Consider the following 14,189-nt stretch of genomic DNA (forward strand, 5'->3'; position numbering starts at 1 on the left):
TGGTATTCCTCTTGGGAAAAGCCCTCACACATCCCACCACCTAAGCGCGTCGCGAAAGTCATCGCATTAGCCCTTGTTCAGGGCATGAGCAACTCCTTCTAAGGTGCTGAGACGTCGGAAATACGGGACCGTTAGGCAACATATTAATCTGGTTATTGAATGATTGTAGATTTTTATAAGATGACGAGTGATAATTAGAGGTGAGGAATGAAGAAAACTATTATAGTAATAATTTTGTTAGTGATCATTAGTTTAAGTGGATGTTTATCGAGAGTTAAAATGTTAAATTTTGAGTATCAATCTGAATCAAAACAATCAGAAGAGATGATTTACTCAATCGTATCTGCAATAAATAATCACGATTCTTTGACACTTAAAAATTTGTTTTCCGTTAATACTAGGAACGATTCAGAAAGTTTGGATGATGATATAGAACATTTAATGGGAGTTTATCAAGGTGAAATAGTTTCTCTTGATAGGGTTTCAGGTCATACAAGTGAAAGTAATAATTATGGAGTTAAAGAAATTAGTATGTCCAAATCATATCTTGTGGAAACAGATTCAAATGCATACTTGTTCCGTTTTAAAATAAAGAGAAATGATAATAATAATGATGAAAATGGATTATTTCAATTAGAAATTGTAAAGGAAGAAGACGATCAGTTTCTGTTTTGGATACTACATAATGATAATCCTGGAATTAGAGTTGGGAATCAACTAAAACCCAAAGATTATGTTGCTGGTTTATTAAGAGGAATAGAAGTTCCTGTTCCTAGCAGATTGATAGATATATTTTCTAACAAAGCGAAGGATGAAAAAAGAGAGCTGATAAATGAGATAGAGACTGTGGGAGAGCAATTTATAGGTAATGTAAATTTTGATGAATTAGGTAATGTAAGAATTTTATCAACAGAGGTTGTTGATGGTCTGATTTACGAAAAAGTGGTTTGTGATGTGACTACGTACACATCAGATGATGAAGAACTAATGATTTATAGCATATATTTAACATATATTCCTTATATTAATGAAAACTTAAAAGGTGGTCTATATAATGTGTTCATAGTAGAGGGACATATAGATAGTAATCAAATTCCTATGATTGGTGAACCAGGAATATATTATATCAGCAATGACAAGTAGATTTATGAATAGTACCTTAGTAAAGGTTATTTGATAACAACGAAATTAAATACATTCTGCATGAGAATAGTGGAAGTAAGTCATTTTTAGGGCTGACGATTAATACGTCGCCTAACAATGTGTTTGCGTTCGTTCGGGTAGGGGAGTTCTCATAGGTCGCTAGCGCGTCATTTTGTTTAACGTCGCGCGGGTATCCCGCGCGACGTTAGATGAAAGTCTGATATAATTTCAAAGTGTATTTTTTAGGGTCAAGTTAAATATAGTTTAGAGTATTAAAAATTGCTATTAAGTTAGTAAAGATTATTTATATTATAGGAGGGTATCATGAATTTTTGGGAAGGAAAAAATATTCGTTTACGTGCCATTGAAGAAGATGATGCGGATTTATTTTTTGAAGCATTACAAAACATGGAAATTCAAAAAAACGAATCTGATATACGAATGCCGATGTCACACAAAGCTTCTGTTGATTTTGCAATAGAGCAATCCTTAAAAGGTAATGGAAACAATTCGCCGTTTCTTATCATAGAAGATAAAAATAAGAATAAAGTTGGTATGGCTACCCCATCGTTAGATGATAATAGAGTAGGCGTGTTTTCATGTGGAATGTTTATTTTACCTGAATATCAAGGAAAAGGATACGCCAAAGAAGCGCTTTTATTAATTTTAAAATTCTTTTTTGAAGAATTAAGATGTCAAAAGTTTAACGCTAGTGTTTATTCATACAATAACGCCTCAAATAAATTATGTGAAAAAATAGGGTTAGTAGTTGAAGGTAAACGAAGAAACATGGTTTATACAAATGGGGAATTTTATGACGAAGTTTTATATGGGTTAACGTTGGATGAATATTTTAACATCTCAAATGAGCATAATGTGAGATTGATGTATTTATAAAAGATAATTAAATTATAAAATAATTAAAAATTATGCGAGTCAAGAAGCTTATATCAGACCAACCTCTAACAACATGTTCACGCAGGGGTGCCAGCAGGAACGTCAGCGAGTAGGATAGTTAGGGAAGAAAGTCACGCAGAGGGCAAGTCAGCACCACATCACTTCGCCGGGTGCGACCACCGCCAAGACGGTCTAGCTCTTGCTGTCCGGTTCAGCGACGTCGGGAACAAAGCGACGATAAGAAATGACGATATCGAAGCTATTCTTTGGAGTTTTGTCTGATAAATAGCGAGATGTTACGTGATAAGTATATAATATTGCGAAGGTTATTTAAATAATATTGAGGAGGACGCAAATATGAAAGTTTTAATAATTTATTCGTCTATACATCATGGTAATACTAAAAAAATAGCAAGAACAATGGCTACATCTATAAATGCTGATATAATAGAAACAAAAAATTTAAAAATAAATACATTAGATGAATATGATTTGATAGGTTTTGGTTCAGGAATATACAATGCTAAGTTTCATAAAAATATACTTAACTTAATTGACAAATTACCTAAATTAAAAAATAAAAAAGTTTTTATTTTTTCCACAAGTGGATTTGGAAGAACAAAATATAATGTTCCAATTGAAAAAGAATTAAGGAAACATAATTTAGAAATTATCGGAAGTTTTACATGTAAGGGGTATGATACCTTTGGGCTTTGGAAATTATTTGGAGGAATTGCTAAAGGCAGACCAAATAACAAGGATTTTCAGAATGCAAAAGATTTTGCTGAAAGACTTATATCTTCGTAATTTTCATATTTTGTGGAGGATTATAGGGGTGAAAGGCGTCGTCACTTCTTATAACATGCTATTTTCATACATTCCACTAAAAACATGTGGAACGTCGCAACATAGCAAGACCGTTAGCTGAAAGAGAAATATCATATCAGAGAATATTTTGGGGGTCTATATTAACAAAGCTTATGGTTACTTGAAATTTATATTAAGTTACAAAAGTTATATATATAAAAATTTGAAAGGATGTGGATTTATGAAAAAAATATTTGTTCTTCTTATAATCTTAACTTTAACCTTATCTTTATTTACAGCCTGTACTAACAAAATAACTGAATTGAAAATGGGAAAATATACTTTAGTTATGCAAGAAAATAATGAGATTCCAGATGTTATGTTGCCGTGTATTACCTTAACTGATGAACAATTTACTTTCGTTTATGATTCATTGAGTAGTTATTTTAATATTGGCACTTATAAAATAACTGATGAAATTTTAATGTTAACTACTAGTGATAAAAAATATACATATAGCTTTAAAATAGATGGAGATAGTCTTATTTTTATAGAGGATAAATCAGATTCTGTAGGTTTGATAGATAGTAAATTTGGTGTGCAAGTTTTAGATGGTTCAGAGTTTAAATTAACAGAATAAAGTTATGTTTAAAATTTAACATTATGAGCACAAAACGAAGTATATATAAAATGCTTTATTCAGCTAATAGTTATTATAAAGAGTGTGAGTAATAAAAAAGGATGGCAAATAAATTTTTATAAATCAACCTGTGAGCCAGTCATGGAGAGTGATATTTCTCAAACAGCTAACAATATGTTCACGCAAGGGTTCCAGTGGGAGTGCGCCAGTTCGGCGTTTAATATATAGCTAGGTGAAACTCCTAGCCTGGTAAAGTTTAGCCAACAGCCAGTATCTAGCCTTGGAGCCGAAGCGGTGACGTAAGGTTTAAGCGTAGGCAAGAAAGTTTGAGAGCCGTAATGCGAAAGCGTGAAGTGATAGAGCCTCGTTAGTCCGATAAGTGAAAGTCGATGTCATTCCTCTGACAGCAGACAAAAAGAAATAACCGATAAAGGCAAGGTTATGGAAATTTCACCGGGGTCTGAGAGCATGGCGAGCAAACAAGGTATATTAAGCGTACCTGGGAGGTCTTGTAGTTTTCTGAATAACAAAAACAGATAAGGATGGCATAAGGTGTAGAAAACCAAAGAAGTCTTAAGAGCTGCAAGAAGTCGGACTAATTCATAGTAGTGAAGAAGTAGATGAAAGTCTATGGAGCAAAGGGATTAGCATGTAAGACAATTCGGAAAGTAACACATGAAAGACACTAGAGGTTAAATAAACACATGGGAAAGATACAAGAAGAAATAAAAGAACTATCAATAAAACACGCAAAACTGCAAACACTAATGCACTATGTAAATGAAGAAAATTTAAAACAGGTGCATGAAAAACAGGACAAGAAAAAAGCAGTAGGAATAGATGGAGTAACAAAAGAACAATATTCAGAACAACTAGAAGATAATATAAAAATTCTCCTAGAAAAAATGAAGAAGTTCGGATACAAACCAAAACCCACAAGAAGAGTAATGATACCAAAAAGCGATGGAAAAATGCGATCATTAGGAATACTGTCATATGAAGATAAGTTAGTACAAACAATAATGGCAGAAATATTGAATGGAGTATATGAACCAAGATTTCTTGATATATCATATGGTTTTAGACCAAACAGAAATTGCCATCAAGCAATAAAAATGATAAACAATACGATGATGCACAAAAACGTAAACTATATACTAGACTGTGATATAAAAGGCTTTTTCGACAATGTAGACCAAGGATGGCTAATGAAATTTTTAGAACACGATATACAAGATAAGAATTTTCTTAGATATATAGTAAGATTTCTAAAAGCAGGAATATGGGAAGACATGAAATACGTAGAAAGTGACAAAGGAACAATTCAGGGTGGAAATATATCACCAGTATTGGCAAATGTATACCTACACTATGTATTAGATATATGGTTTGAAAAGTCGGTGAAACCAAAACTGCATGGAGAAGCGTATCTGGTGAGATATGCAGATGACTTTGCAATACAGTTTCAAGCAGAAAGCGAAGCGGAAAAAGTATACAAGATGCTAATAGAGAGATTGAAAACATTTGGATTAGAAGTAGCAATAGAAAAGACAAGGATAATACCATTCGGAAAACATAGAGGAACAAAAGAAAATTTTGATTTTCTCGGATTTACATTTGTAAATGGAAAAACAAAAAATGGTAAATATCGTGTGCATATCAACACAAGTAAGAAAAAGCTAAAAGTAAAAAGGCAAAATGCGAAAAGTTGGCTAAAAGAAGTAATGCACAAACCTATTGATACAATAATGAAAAGCTTGAAAAGAAAACTGGTGGGACACTATAACTACTATGGGATAAGTGGAAATATCAAAGGAATAAAGAAATTCCACGGATATGTTAAATACCAATGCTACAAAAGATTAAACAGAAGACATCAAAAGAAAAGCATGTCTTATGATATATTTGAAAAAATATGGGAAGCATATATTCCAAGTCCAAAGATTTGTGTAAACATATGGTAGAACTATAAAGTTTTATATGAAGAGCCGTATGCCTAAATAGGGCACGTACGGTTCCGAGAGGGGCGAACAGACAGTAACCTTTTACAGTGAAATAACATAAAAGAGGGAAGTGTCGGGTTCGTCTACTCGACACGTCAAGAGGAAAGTCAGACCACATCACTTCACCGGGTGTGACCACCGCCAAGATGGTCTAGCAAATGGGTCCGGTTCAGTGACGTCGGGAACACAGACCAGCTAGTAAAAGTCAACAAGAAAAATAAAAAAGTTTAGTAATATTGTTTAGCTAAAAAAGTGTAACCTTAATAAACCCAAACAATGAATTGCTTGAAAAACAATTAAAACTTTATGTAAGGACTTAATAATTATGCAGCAAGTAGCTGTAATGATTGTTTGTAGTTACTAATATGAGTTTCTGGAGAACGGAGTTCAAAAGATTTTTCATCACGTAGCACTGCAAAAATGATATTACAGATTTTGTGCATAACAGCACCAATAGCAACCTTTTTAGGTTTAGATTCAGTTTTCTTTCGGTAATAAGCTTGTAAATAGGGATTAATAGCTTTACCATTACTTGTAGAACGTATATTAGACAAAGCGATAGCAAAAACAACACGTCTAGCGATACGTGAACCACGCTTAGACATATGCATTTCAGTAGCATTGAATTTGCCTGATTGGTTAACTTCAGGATCCATACCAAAATAAGCAAACAGCTGTTTAGGGTTCTTAAAAGCACTAAAATCACCAATTTCACACATTATGGTAACAGCAGATAAAAAACCAACACCAGAAATTGAATCTAGCAAATGAATTTGATTAATAAACTTTTCGGATTTATGCTTATCAACAAGCAAATTTATTTGATTTAAAATAGATTCAATAACAGTATCTAAATATTCGATTAAGTCAATAGTTAAAGAAATATTGAAATACACACTATCAATATTACAACCAAAGGTTTTGGCTGCATTTGCTGCGTTAGAAAGTTTTTCGTAGCATTGAGTAGCTTTTGAAATACCTTTTCTAGAAGATTTAGATATTTTTTCAATCAAAGATGATTTATGCGCTCTTAATATTTTATCAGGAGTACAATAATTCTTTAAAATCATGCGAGATGTAACACCACAAACATCTGAGAAAATATTAAGGTATTGAGGAAAAACAGTATGTAAATCCGCTTTTAGTTTATTAATATGAGCTGAGCGTTGATCCATAATGTCATAATGTTTACGAACTAAGCTACGAAGCTCTAAAACAAGCTTAACAGGCATAACAGAGGTTTTTAAATTGTTAGATAAACCAAGTCTAGCGATGCCAATAGAATCTAATTTATCATTTTTTACTTTCCTTATTCCTGAATTTTTGATAGAATGAGTGATGAGAGGGTTAATAATATGGGCCTCAAATCCTGATTCATTCAGGAAGCAGAAGAGCGGAAAGTGATAGATTCCGGTAGATTCCAGGAAAATGTGTGATTTCATGGAATGTGACTCTTCTGCTTTTTTTATTGCAGAAATAGCACGTTCAAGAGAATCTATACTGTTATGTAGTATTTTAAAAGGTTTCAAAATAATGTTTCCGTTGTTATCAACAATAGACATAAAACTAAAAGTTGAACCAACATCAATACCAACGGAGATATAGTTACGATTATTAAAATTAAACATAGAAAGCTCCTTTCGAATAGGTATCCATAAATAGCAATGAGTACACAACCTGGCACGTTATTCGGGTATAGCTTATCAGCTCCCAACCAGCTAAAATCATAAATCCTCATTGAATGGATTGATTGTCTGTAGTTACAGGTATTGCCTTATAAAAGGCTCCCAAGGACGTTAACATCTACCATCCTATTCAATAAATATAATACCTTATGACTTAGACAAAGTCGAGAGTTGAATTTCTATACAATAACTTATGAGTTTATTCATGACTCAATGGTTGAATGATTGTATACAAGAATGATTTTCTTTATTCAGCCAGAACATGAATTAGATATGAATTAGCATAGTTTTTTGCTATGACTTTATTATACCAGAGACGTTATAGGAAAGTATGATATCATATCAAAGAAACTTATTAGGGACAATTTACTATATATTAAAATTGGCTAAGGAAGGTGTGAAATGGCAAATCAAATTAGAGGTATTATCTTAGAAGGACAATCTTGTTCTGGTAAATCATCTATATTTAATGCTATAAAAAAATATCACATTATGCAAAATGATAACGAAAGAAATGTTATTTTTTTATCTGAACAATATTCACAGAATTTAAATTTGGTTAATGGTAAATTTGAAAAACTAAGCGAAGAAGAGAACCTTAAAGTATTAATTGATAGAATTACAATGCTAGAGCAACTAAATAACTATGCTAATTCTATGGGATTACATTCACGTCGTTCAAGGGGATTGTTCTATGTCTTTGAAAGATTTCACTTTAATTATGCATTCTGTTTTAGCCAAAATATAGCATTTAAGTATAAAGAGGTTGAGGATAGGCTTAAAAATTTAAATGCATATACCATATTATGTACTATAAGTGATAATAAAATTGAACAACGTCTTAAGCATAGAGCTACTTTAACTAATGAAGTTATAACTGAAGATATTGTTAATGAGTATAAGAAAAATCAAGATTTATTTATAAAAATAGCTAATAATTCTAATGTCTCAACGACGATTCTTAATACAGATAATATGGATTGGGATCATATTGCTAAGGAGATTTATAGACTAAATTATTAAGAAAGATTATAATAGTGTGTTTATTTTAAAATTATAGAGTAGATTTGGAGAGTGATATCATACCAACCTATAACAACGCGTTCACGTAAGGGTGCTTGTGACGTGACGTCAAAAGGAAAGTCAGCACCACATCCCTTCACCGGGAACTAAGTTCCGCCAAGAGGGTCTATCTGTGGTGTCCGGTTCAGTGACGTCGGGAACAAAGGGACGTTAGATGACATGATTACAATCTAAAAGGTTGATTTTGAACGAGAGATTTATTAGAATTGGGTACTTAATATCATAGGACATTTTTAATGTGTTGTCTTTACATATTCCTTTACCGTAAGCGTAAAGTGTAAAATGTATTAATTATTAAAAAAAGTTCAAATGCGACATAAAAGTAAAACGATATATGTAATCTATAGAAAATAGAGGATTAATTAATGAAAAAAATAATTATTGCAACATTTGTGTTAGTTATGGTTTTATGTGGTTGTTCAAACAGTAATGATGAAGAAAAAAAAGATACTTCAATAGTATGGAATGACGAAAATTTTGAGAATATTATAAGATATTATCTAAACAATCAAAACAAAAATATATATCTAAAGGATTTAGATAATATTACCGAACTAAGAATACAGTATGATACTATACAAACTAATATAAAGGAGTGTAAACTACCTCGAAATTACAATGAACAGCACGATAGAATAACAAGTATTAAGGATATTGAAAATTTTAGAAACTTAAAAATATTAGAAATATCAAATCAAAGAATAAATAATATAGAAAAATGTAAAAATAGTGCAAATATATCGGAGTTAAATCTTTTTAGTAATGATATAAACAGTTTAAACAACATTGAATATTTTGACAATTTACTAAAACTAGATTTATCTTGTAACTATTTAGATAACATTGAACATTTAAAAAGCTTAAAAAATTTGAAGTATTTAAGCTTGAGTTGTATTGGTAAAAAAACTGACGGCGTGAAAGCTTGTGAATATTCTGTAATGGATTTTGCAACTATTAAAGAATTACATTCTTTAGAATCTTTAGGGATGGGTGCATTAAATATAAAAGACATAAATTTATTAAGTAGTTGTAAAAACTTAAAAAAATTAACGCTTAACGATTGCAATGTTACAGATGACTTTATCAACGAAATCACAGATTTGAGAAATATTGAAGAACTAAGCATATTTGGAGTTGCAAATAGTTCAAATTCGTTTGGAATTGTTGATTTAAGTAATCTATCTCACTTAAAAAATCTTAAGAAATTGTGTATTGGAAAAAACCATGTTAATATTGGTAAGTTATCATCATTGGAGGAACTAACAACATTCTACAAAGAATTTTTAAATGAGGATTTAAGTGGTTTAGTAAATTTAAGAACACTAGATGTTAGCTTCTCAGAAGATTTGGAAAGTATAGATTTTATAAAAGAAGTTACAAACTTAGAAAAAATTCGTTTATATGGTACAAGTATAAAAAATATAAATAATATTACATCATTAAAAAAAATAAAAGAACTAGAGATAAAATCAGGTAATATTTGCAAAATTAATTTAAATAACCAATTGTTAAAATTAGATAGATTAACAATTTCAAGAAACTGTCTAGAAGATATAGATTTTATTTCTATGTGTCCAAATATTACTTACTTAGATTTATCTGGTAACAAAATCAGTAATATAGATAGTTCATTAAAATTAAAAAAATTAAATGAAGTTAATTTCAGTGATAACAATATAACTGATGCAAATATATTGGACAACATGAAAAATTTAAAAATTATAGATATATCTGATAATCCAATTAAAAATTAAGAGGTAGTCTTATATAACACTATATCTTTACATAGTGTACTAGAAAAATATTTAAATTCTGTTTTGTTTTAATATACATATTGTAATATTGAAATGTATGAGTATTTAGTATTTGACATAGAATTAGGAAATGTATCTACATGTATTAAAATTTAATTATATATAATGCATATGTTTAAATATTATGGTCGTTTTGTAATCACGACACCTAACAACATGTTCCCGCAAGGGTGCCTAGTAGGAACGGTCAGAGTAAGAGAGTCAGCACCACATTCCTCAACCTAAGCGCGTCGCGACAGTCGTTGCATTAGCCCTTAGCAGGGCATGAGCAACTCCTTCTGGAGGTTGAGAAACGTCGGGAACATAGGGGCGTTAGAAGAAATAGTTATTATGAAAGAGAGATTTAGAGTAATGAGTAAAAAGAAAACTGTTGGAAAATGTGCTTTATGCAAAAAAAAGAATATAGAATTAAGAAATAGTCATATCGTGCCACGACTTGTATATCAACGTATTAAATCTCATCCAAATACACGATTTAGAAATATTTTTAGTATAAAAGATATTTATCAAGATGGCGAGAAGAAACCAATGTTATGTGCAGAATGTGAAAAATTCTTTAATAATTATGAGACTACTTATATTTTGTATTTTCAATTGTTTACAATGAATTAATATCATTTATATCTAAATTAATTTTATTACTACTTATATGTCCCATGTAATATTTTTTCATATTTCCACTCATTAAATCATAAAGTATTTCATGTGGATCATCTACAACATAATTTCTATCTTGTATAGCTTTGCAATGCTCACAAACATTACAAACATATGTTTATGGCATAATAAAAGTACACAGTATAGCCGCCTAAAAATGCATAGTATAAAATGTTAAAAAAAGACACTTGCTAACAACCAAACAATCCGTTATCGTTATGTTTGATAAGAACTAACGAAGGAGAACGAAAGGATGTTAAAAGTGCCTCAACAAGATTATATCAAATATTTAAGAGAATTTGAAGACCTAAATATTAACCAAATTAAAGAAAAGCTAAATATTAATTGGAGAACAGCAAAAAAATATGCTGATAAAGATAATTGGAATGAGCCAATAAAAAAGAGAACAAAAAAATCACCAGTAATGGAACCATACAAAGAAATAGTTGATACATGGTTAAATGAAGATAAATTAGTACCTAAAAAGCAAAGGCATACAGCGAAAGCAATATATAATAGATTATGTAATGAACATGGATTTAAAGGTGGATATAGAACAGTATGTGCCTATGTAGAAAAAACTAAAGCATTAATGAAAATTGAAAGTTCACCGTCATATGAAAGGCTTGAACATGAACCAGGAGAAGCACAGGTTGATTTTTACACAATGCAAGTTAGTAAGGAAGCAAATTTTGTCGATGTAAAAGTATTGGTATTAAGCTATCCATATAGCAATAATGCTTTTGTACAACCAGTTCCATCAGAAAACCAAGAGTGTTTTTTAGAAGGATTAAAAAAGCTATTTAAGAAATCAGGTGGTGTGCCTCAGTCAATATGGTTTGATAATTTATCAGCAGCAGTAGTAAAAATACAAAAAGGTGATGAAAGAATATTAACCGATAGCTTTTTAAGATTTAAAAGTCATTATGGCTTTAAATCAATATTTTGCAATGCAGCAGCTGGAAATGAAAAAGGAAATGTAGAGAATAAATGTGGATATGTAAGACGAAATTTTTGTGTTCCAATACCAATATTTAAAAGCTTTGAAACATTGGAAAATGAACTTGATAAGAGAACTAAAAAAGATATGCAACGTGTACATTACGCAAAAGATCAAAAGATACATGAATTATGGGAAGAAGATAAAAAGAATTTAAAAAAGTTACCAGATACAGAATATGAAATATATAGATTAGAAAGTAAAACTGTTAATAAATACGGTGAAATCAAGGTAGATAATACAGATATAAAGATATTTGGAGTCAATATAGGTACAAGCCTTCCTGTAAAGGTTACATGGGACAAAATAGATATATTAGACACAAAATATAACATGATTACATCAATACCAAGACCATATACAGATAAAATCCATGAGGTTCCATGGATAGAAGTATTTAAAGGATATAGTAAAAAGCCAAGAAGTGTAATACATTCACAATTTACAAAGATGTTACCAAAAGAACTAAAAGAATATATAAGCATAGAAAATTTAGATGTTCGAAAAGAAAGAATATCAGCCTGTATTAATTGGTTAAATGTATACAATATCAAGGACATATCAGTATGTATAGGACAATATAATCATAACAATAGTATTTCAACGATAACCGCTGCTTTATACGATAATTCTGAACATAGTGGAATTTACAAAAGTGATATAAATGAAAATTACACTCCAAAGGATATAAAAGAATCATCAATAAATTTATGCAAATATAATAAATTATCACATGGAGGTGTAAGTGTTGAATAATGAAGCAATAAAGGATATATGTAAACAGTTAAAAATAGCATATATAGATGATTTAATTGAAACTAGTACAACTAAGCAAAAAGAATATATTTATGAGGTTTTAAATGCTGAAATAGAAGGCAGAAAAAGAGCTAAACTTAGCAAATTATTAAAAACATCAAATATTCCTCAAATTAAAACATTTGAAGGATATAAATTTGACGAAATAATCTTTCCATCAACATGTAACAAAGAAAGATTAATATCATTAGAATGGATAAAAAATAAGGAAAACATAGTTTTAATGGGTAACGTAGGAACTGGTAAAACACATATGGCTACGGCCTTATCAATAGAGGCTTGCAGGAAAGGACTAAATGTACAATTTTTTAGGGTTTCTGAACTCGTTGAAACTTTAGTATATAAATATAATCAGGGTAACATACGTCAATTTAGAAACAGATTGAAGAAAAATGAATTGTTAATTTTAGATGAAGTTGGGTATGTACCATTTGATAAAATAGGATCAGAATTATTGTTTAATGTAATATCAGAATGTTATGAAAAGCAAAGTATAATTGTAACTACAAACCTTGAGTTTGGTCAATGGTCATCGGTTTTTGGAGATACAAAACTTACTGCTGCCTTGATTGATAGACTTGTGCATCATGCGAGCATTGTTTCTTTCCCAGGTGAAAGCAACAGGCTTGCACAAGCACTAACTAATCAAAAATAATATATAAATTTGTAGCAAGTGCACTATGCAAAAAAAAGAAGCTACATTGTGTATTTTTTACTTGCAAAACACACAAACATATTCACAATCAGATGATTTACTGTATTTTAATTCTATATTTTTATAGGTTTTTGCTAAATAATTATCTACACTTGGTAAGTATCCTATACCAATAAAACTTGTATTTAAATCAATAGATTCAGAAGCTTGTTCTATGTCATAATCTATAAAGTAAGACATGACAGTTGTTTTTTTATGACATTTCCAGCACTCTCTTTCCCAGGAGTAAAGATTAATACCATTGTTTTTAATAAAATTATATATTATTGTACTACTAGATATATTATGTGTATCAATTTTATGTTTTTGAACAAATTCAGCTACAATTCCATGTTCAGAGGTTGTTTTATTATTTTCATTTGAATTATTTATATTGTTTGAAATATTGTTTTTCTTTGATACTTTAGTTTTATGATTATATTTAAATAGTTTAAAAATATATTTCATTATAATATTTAATATAATAGTAATCAGTAATGCTAATATAAAAGTATATAAAAATCTCCATTTTCCCATGATATATTGACATACTATAGTTTTAATATAAGAAGAATTAGGAATCGTGTTAAAAATATAATTTGAGAGAATAAAACATCTAAATAACATACTTAAATCTAAAATTATTATTAAAAACTTCCTAATATGATTACTGTTGCTAAACTTTAATAAAATTCTATCTTTAAATATTCTTCTAAGGGTAGCAATTAAAACTATAAATAGGGTAGATAATAAAATACCAGGAACAGTAATAACAGATGTTTTTAAATCCATTAACATATGATTTAAAAATTCAATTGGAATTTCGATAAAGATACGTTTTAAGAAAAATAAAATCATAAGTATAATAAAAAAAGGTATAAATTTAATAAGAAAATTAAAAAAGTCCATACAATCACCTCATAAAGAAATTTTAGATATTATTTTATATT

General features: G+C 29.9%; 12 protein-coding genes. 10 read left to right on the forward strand and 2 right to left on the reverse strand.

Annotated features, from left to right (window positions below):
• The first annotated feature begins 207 nt into the window (after positions 1–207).
• From JYG23_RS00235 to ltrA, 5 genes are all read left to right on the forward strand, one after another.
• Positions 208–1,143, forward strand: coding sequence for a DUF5104 domain-containing protein (locus JYG23_RS00235; protein WP_207236465.1), 936 nt, complete (start codon positions 208–210; stop codon positions 1,141–1,143).
• A 324-nt stretch (positions 1,144–1,467) separates the two neighbouring features.
• Complete coding sequence (locus tag JYG23_RS00240) at positions 1,468–2,040, forward strand: GNAT family N-acetyltransferase (protein WP_207236466.1); 573 nt, start codon at positions 1,468–1,470, stop codon at positions 2,038–2,040.
• A gap of 357 nt (positions 2,041–2,397) precedes the next feature.
• Positions 2,398–2,847 carry a flavodoxin family protein gene (locus tag JYG23_RS00245; protein WP_207236467.1) on the forward strand — a complete coding sequence of 150 codons (450 nt, stop codon included), beginning with the start codon at positions 2,398–2,400 and terminating at the stop codon, positions 2,845–2,847.
• Between the two features lie 241 nt (positions 2,848–3,088).
• Positions 3,089–3,487 (forward strand): hypothetical protein, encoded by a 399-nt coding sequence (locus JYG23_RS00250; protein ID WP_207236468.1) that lies wholly within the window; start codon positions 3,089–3,091, stop codon positions 3,485–3,487.
• A gap of 704 nt (positions 3,488–4,191) precedes the next feature.
• On the forward strand, positions 4,192–5,451 hold the full coding sequence (gene ltrA / locus JYG23_RS00255; protein ID WP_207236469.1) for a group II intron reverse transcriptase/maturase: 1,260 nt from the start codon (positions 4,192–4,194) through the stop codon (positions 5,449–5,451).
• Between the two features lie 362 nt (positions 5,452–5,813).
• Here ltrA and JYG23_RS00260 read toward each other — a convergent pair whose 3' ends face one another.
• The gene (locus JYG23_RS00260; protein WP_207236171.1) at positions 5,814–7,118 is read right to left on the reverse strand and encodes an IS110 family transposase; all 1,305 of its coding nucleotides are present in this window, start codon (positions 7,116–7,118) and stop codon (positions 5,814–5,816) included.
• A 459-nt stretch (positions 7,119–7,577) separates the two neighbouring features.
• Between JYG23_RS00260 and JYG23_RS00265 the strand changes: the two genes are divergently transcribed.
• From JYG23_RS00265 to istB, 5 genes are all read left to right on the forward strand, one after another.
• Positions 7,578–8,198 (forward strand): hypothetical protein, encoded by a 621-nt coding sequence (locus JYG23_RS00265; RefSeq protein ID WP_207236470.1) that lies wholly within the window; start codon positions 7,578–7,580, stop codon positions 8,196–8,198.
• A 425-nt stretch (positions 8,199–8,623) separates the two neighbouring features.
• Positions 8,624–10,012, forward strand: coding sequence for a leucine-rich repeat domain-containing protein (locus JYG23_RS00270; RefSeq protein WP_207236471.1), 1,389 nt, complete (start codon positions 8,624–8,626; stop codon positions 10,010–10,012).
• A gap of 390 nt (positions 10,013–10,402) precedes the next feature.
• The gene (locus JYG23_RS00275; protein ID WP_207236472.1) at positions 10,403–10,684 is read left to right on the forward strand and encodes a hypothetical protein; all 282 of its coding nucleotides are present in this window, start codon (positions 10,403–10,405) and stop codon (positions 10,682–10,684) included.
• Positions 10,685–10,982: 298 nt separating this feature from the next.
• Entirely contained in the window at positions 10,983–12,485 is a 1,503-nt protein-coding gene (istA, locus tag JYG23_RS00280) for an IS21 family transposase (protein WP_207235127.1), read from the forward strand.
• On the forward strand, positions 12,475–13,200 hold the full coding sequence (gene istB, locus JYG23_RS00285; protein WP_242631547.1) for an IS21-like element helper ATPase IstB: 726 nt from the start codon (positions 12,475–12,477) through the stop codon (positions 13,198–13,200). The genes istA and istB overlap by 11 nt, the downstream gene beginning before the upstream one ends.
• 57 nt (positions 13,201–13,257) lie before the next feature.
• Here istB and JYG23_RS00290 read toward each other — a convergent pair whose 3' ends face one another.
• Positions 13,258–14,148, reverse strand: coding sequence for a hypothetical protein (locus JYG23_RS00290; RefSeq protein WP_207236473.1), 891 nt, complete (start codon positions 14,146–14,148; stop codon positions 13,258–13,260).
• Positions 14,149–14,189 lie beyond the last annotated feature (41 nt).

Source organism: Sedimentibacter sp. zth1, assembly GCF_017352195.1.
GTDB lineage: Bacteria > Bacillota > Clostridia > Tissierellales > Sedimentibacteraceae > UBA1535.

Coding starts and splice junctions, on each gene's coding strand:
- JYG23_RS00245 (WP_207236467.1), top strand. CDS start 2,398: ATGAAAGTTTTAATAATTTATTCGTCTATACATCATGGTAATACTAAA.
- JYG23_RS00270 (WP_207236471.1), top strand. CDS start 8,624: ATGAAAAAAATAATTATTGCAACATTTGTGTTAGTTATGGTTTTATGT.
- JYG23_RS00250 (WP_207236468.1), top strand. CDS start 3,089: ATGAAAAAAATATTTGTTCTTCTTATAATCTTAACTTTAACCTTATCT.
- ltrA (WP_207236469.1), top strand. CDS start 4,192: ATGGGAAAGATACAAGAAGAAATAAAAGAACTATCAATAAAACACGCA.
- JYG23_RS00260 (WP_207236171.1), bottom strand. CDS start 7,118: ATGTTTAATTTTAATAATCGTAACTATATCTCCGTTGGTATTGATGTT.
- JYG23_RS00290 (WP_207236473.1), bottom strand. CDS start 14,148: ATGGACTTTTTTAATTTTCTTATTAAATTTATACCTTTTTTTATTATA.
- JYG23_RS00240 (WP_207236466.1), top strand. CDS start 1,468: ATGAATTTTTGGGAAGGAAAAAATATTCGTTTACGTGCCATTGAAGAA.
- JYG23_RS00265 (WP_207236470.1), top strand. CDS start 7,578: ATGGCAAATCAAATTAGAGGTATTATCTTAGAAGGACAATCTTGTTCT.
- JYG23_RS00235 (WP_207236465.1), top strand. CDS start 208: ATGAAGAAAACTATTATAGTAATAATTTTGTTAGTGATCATTAGTTTA.
- istA (WP_207235127.1), top strand. CDS start 10,983: ATGTTAAAAGTGCCTCAACAAGATTATATCAAATATTTAAGAGAATTT.
- JYG23_RS00275 (WP_207236472.1), top strand. CDS start 10,403: ATGAAAGAGAGATTTAGAGTAATGAGTAAAAAGAAAACTGTTGGAAAA.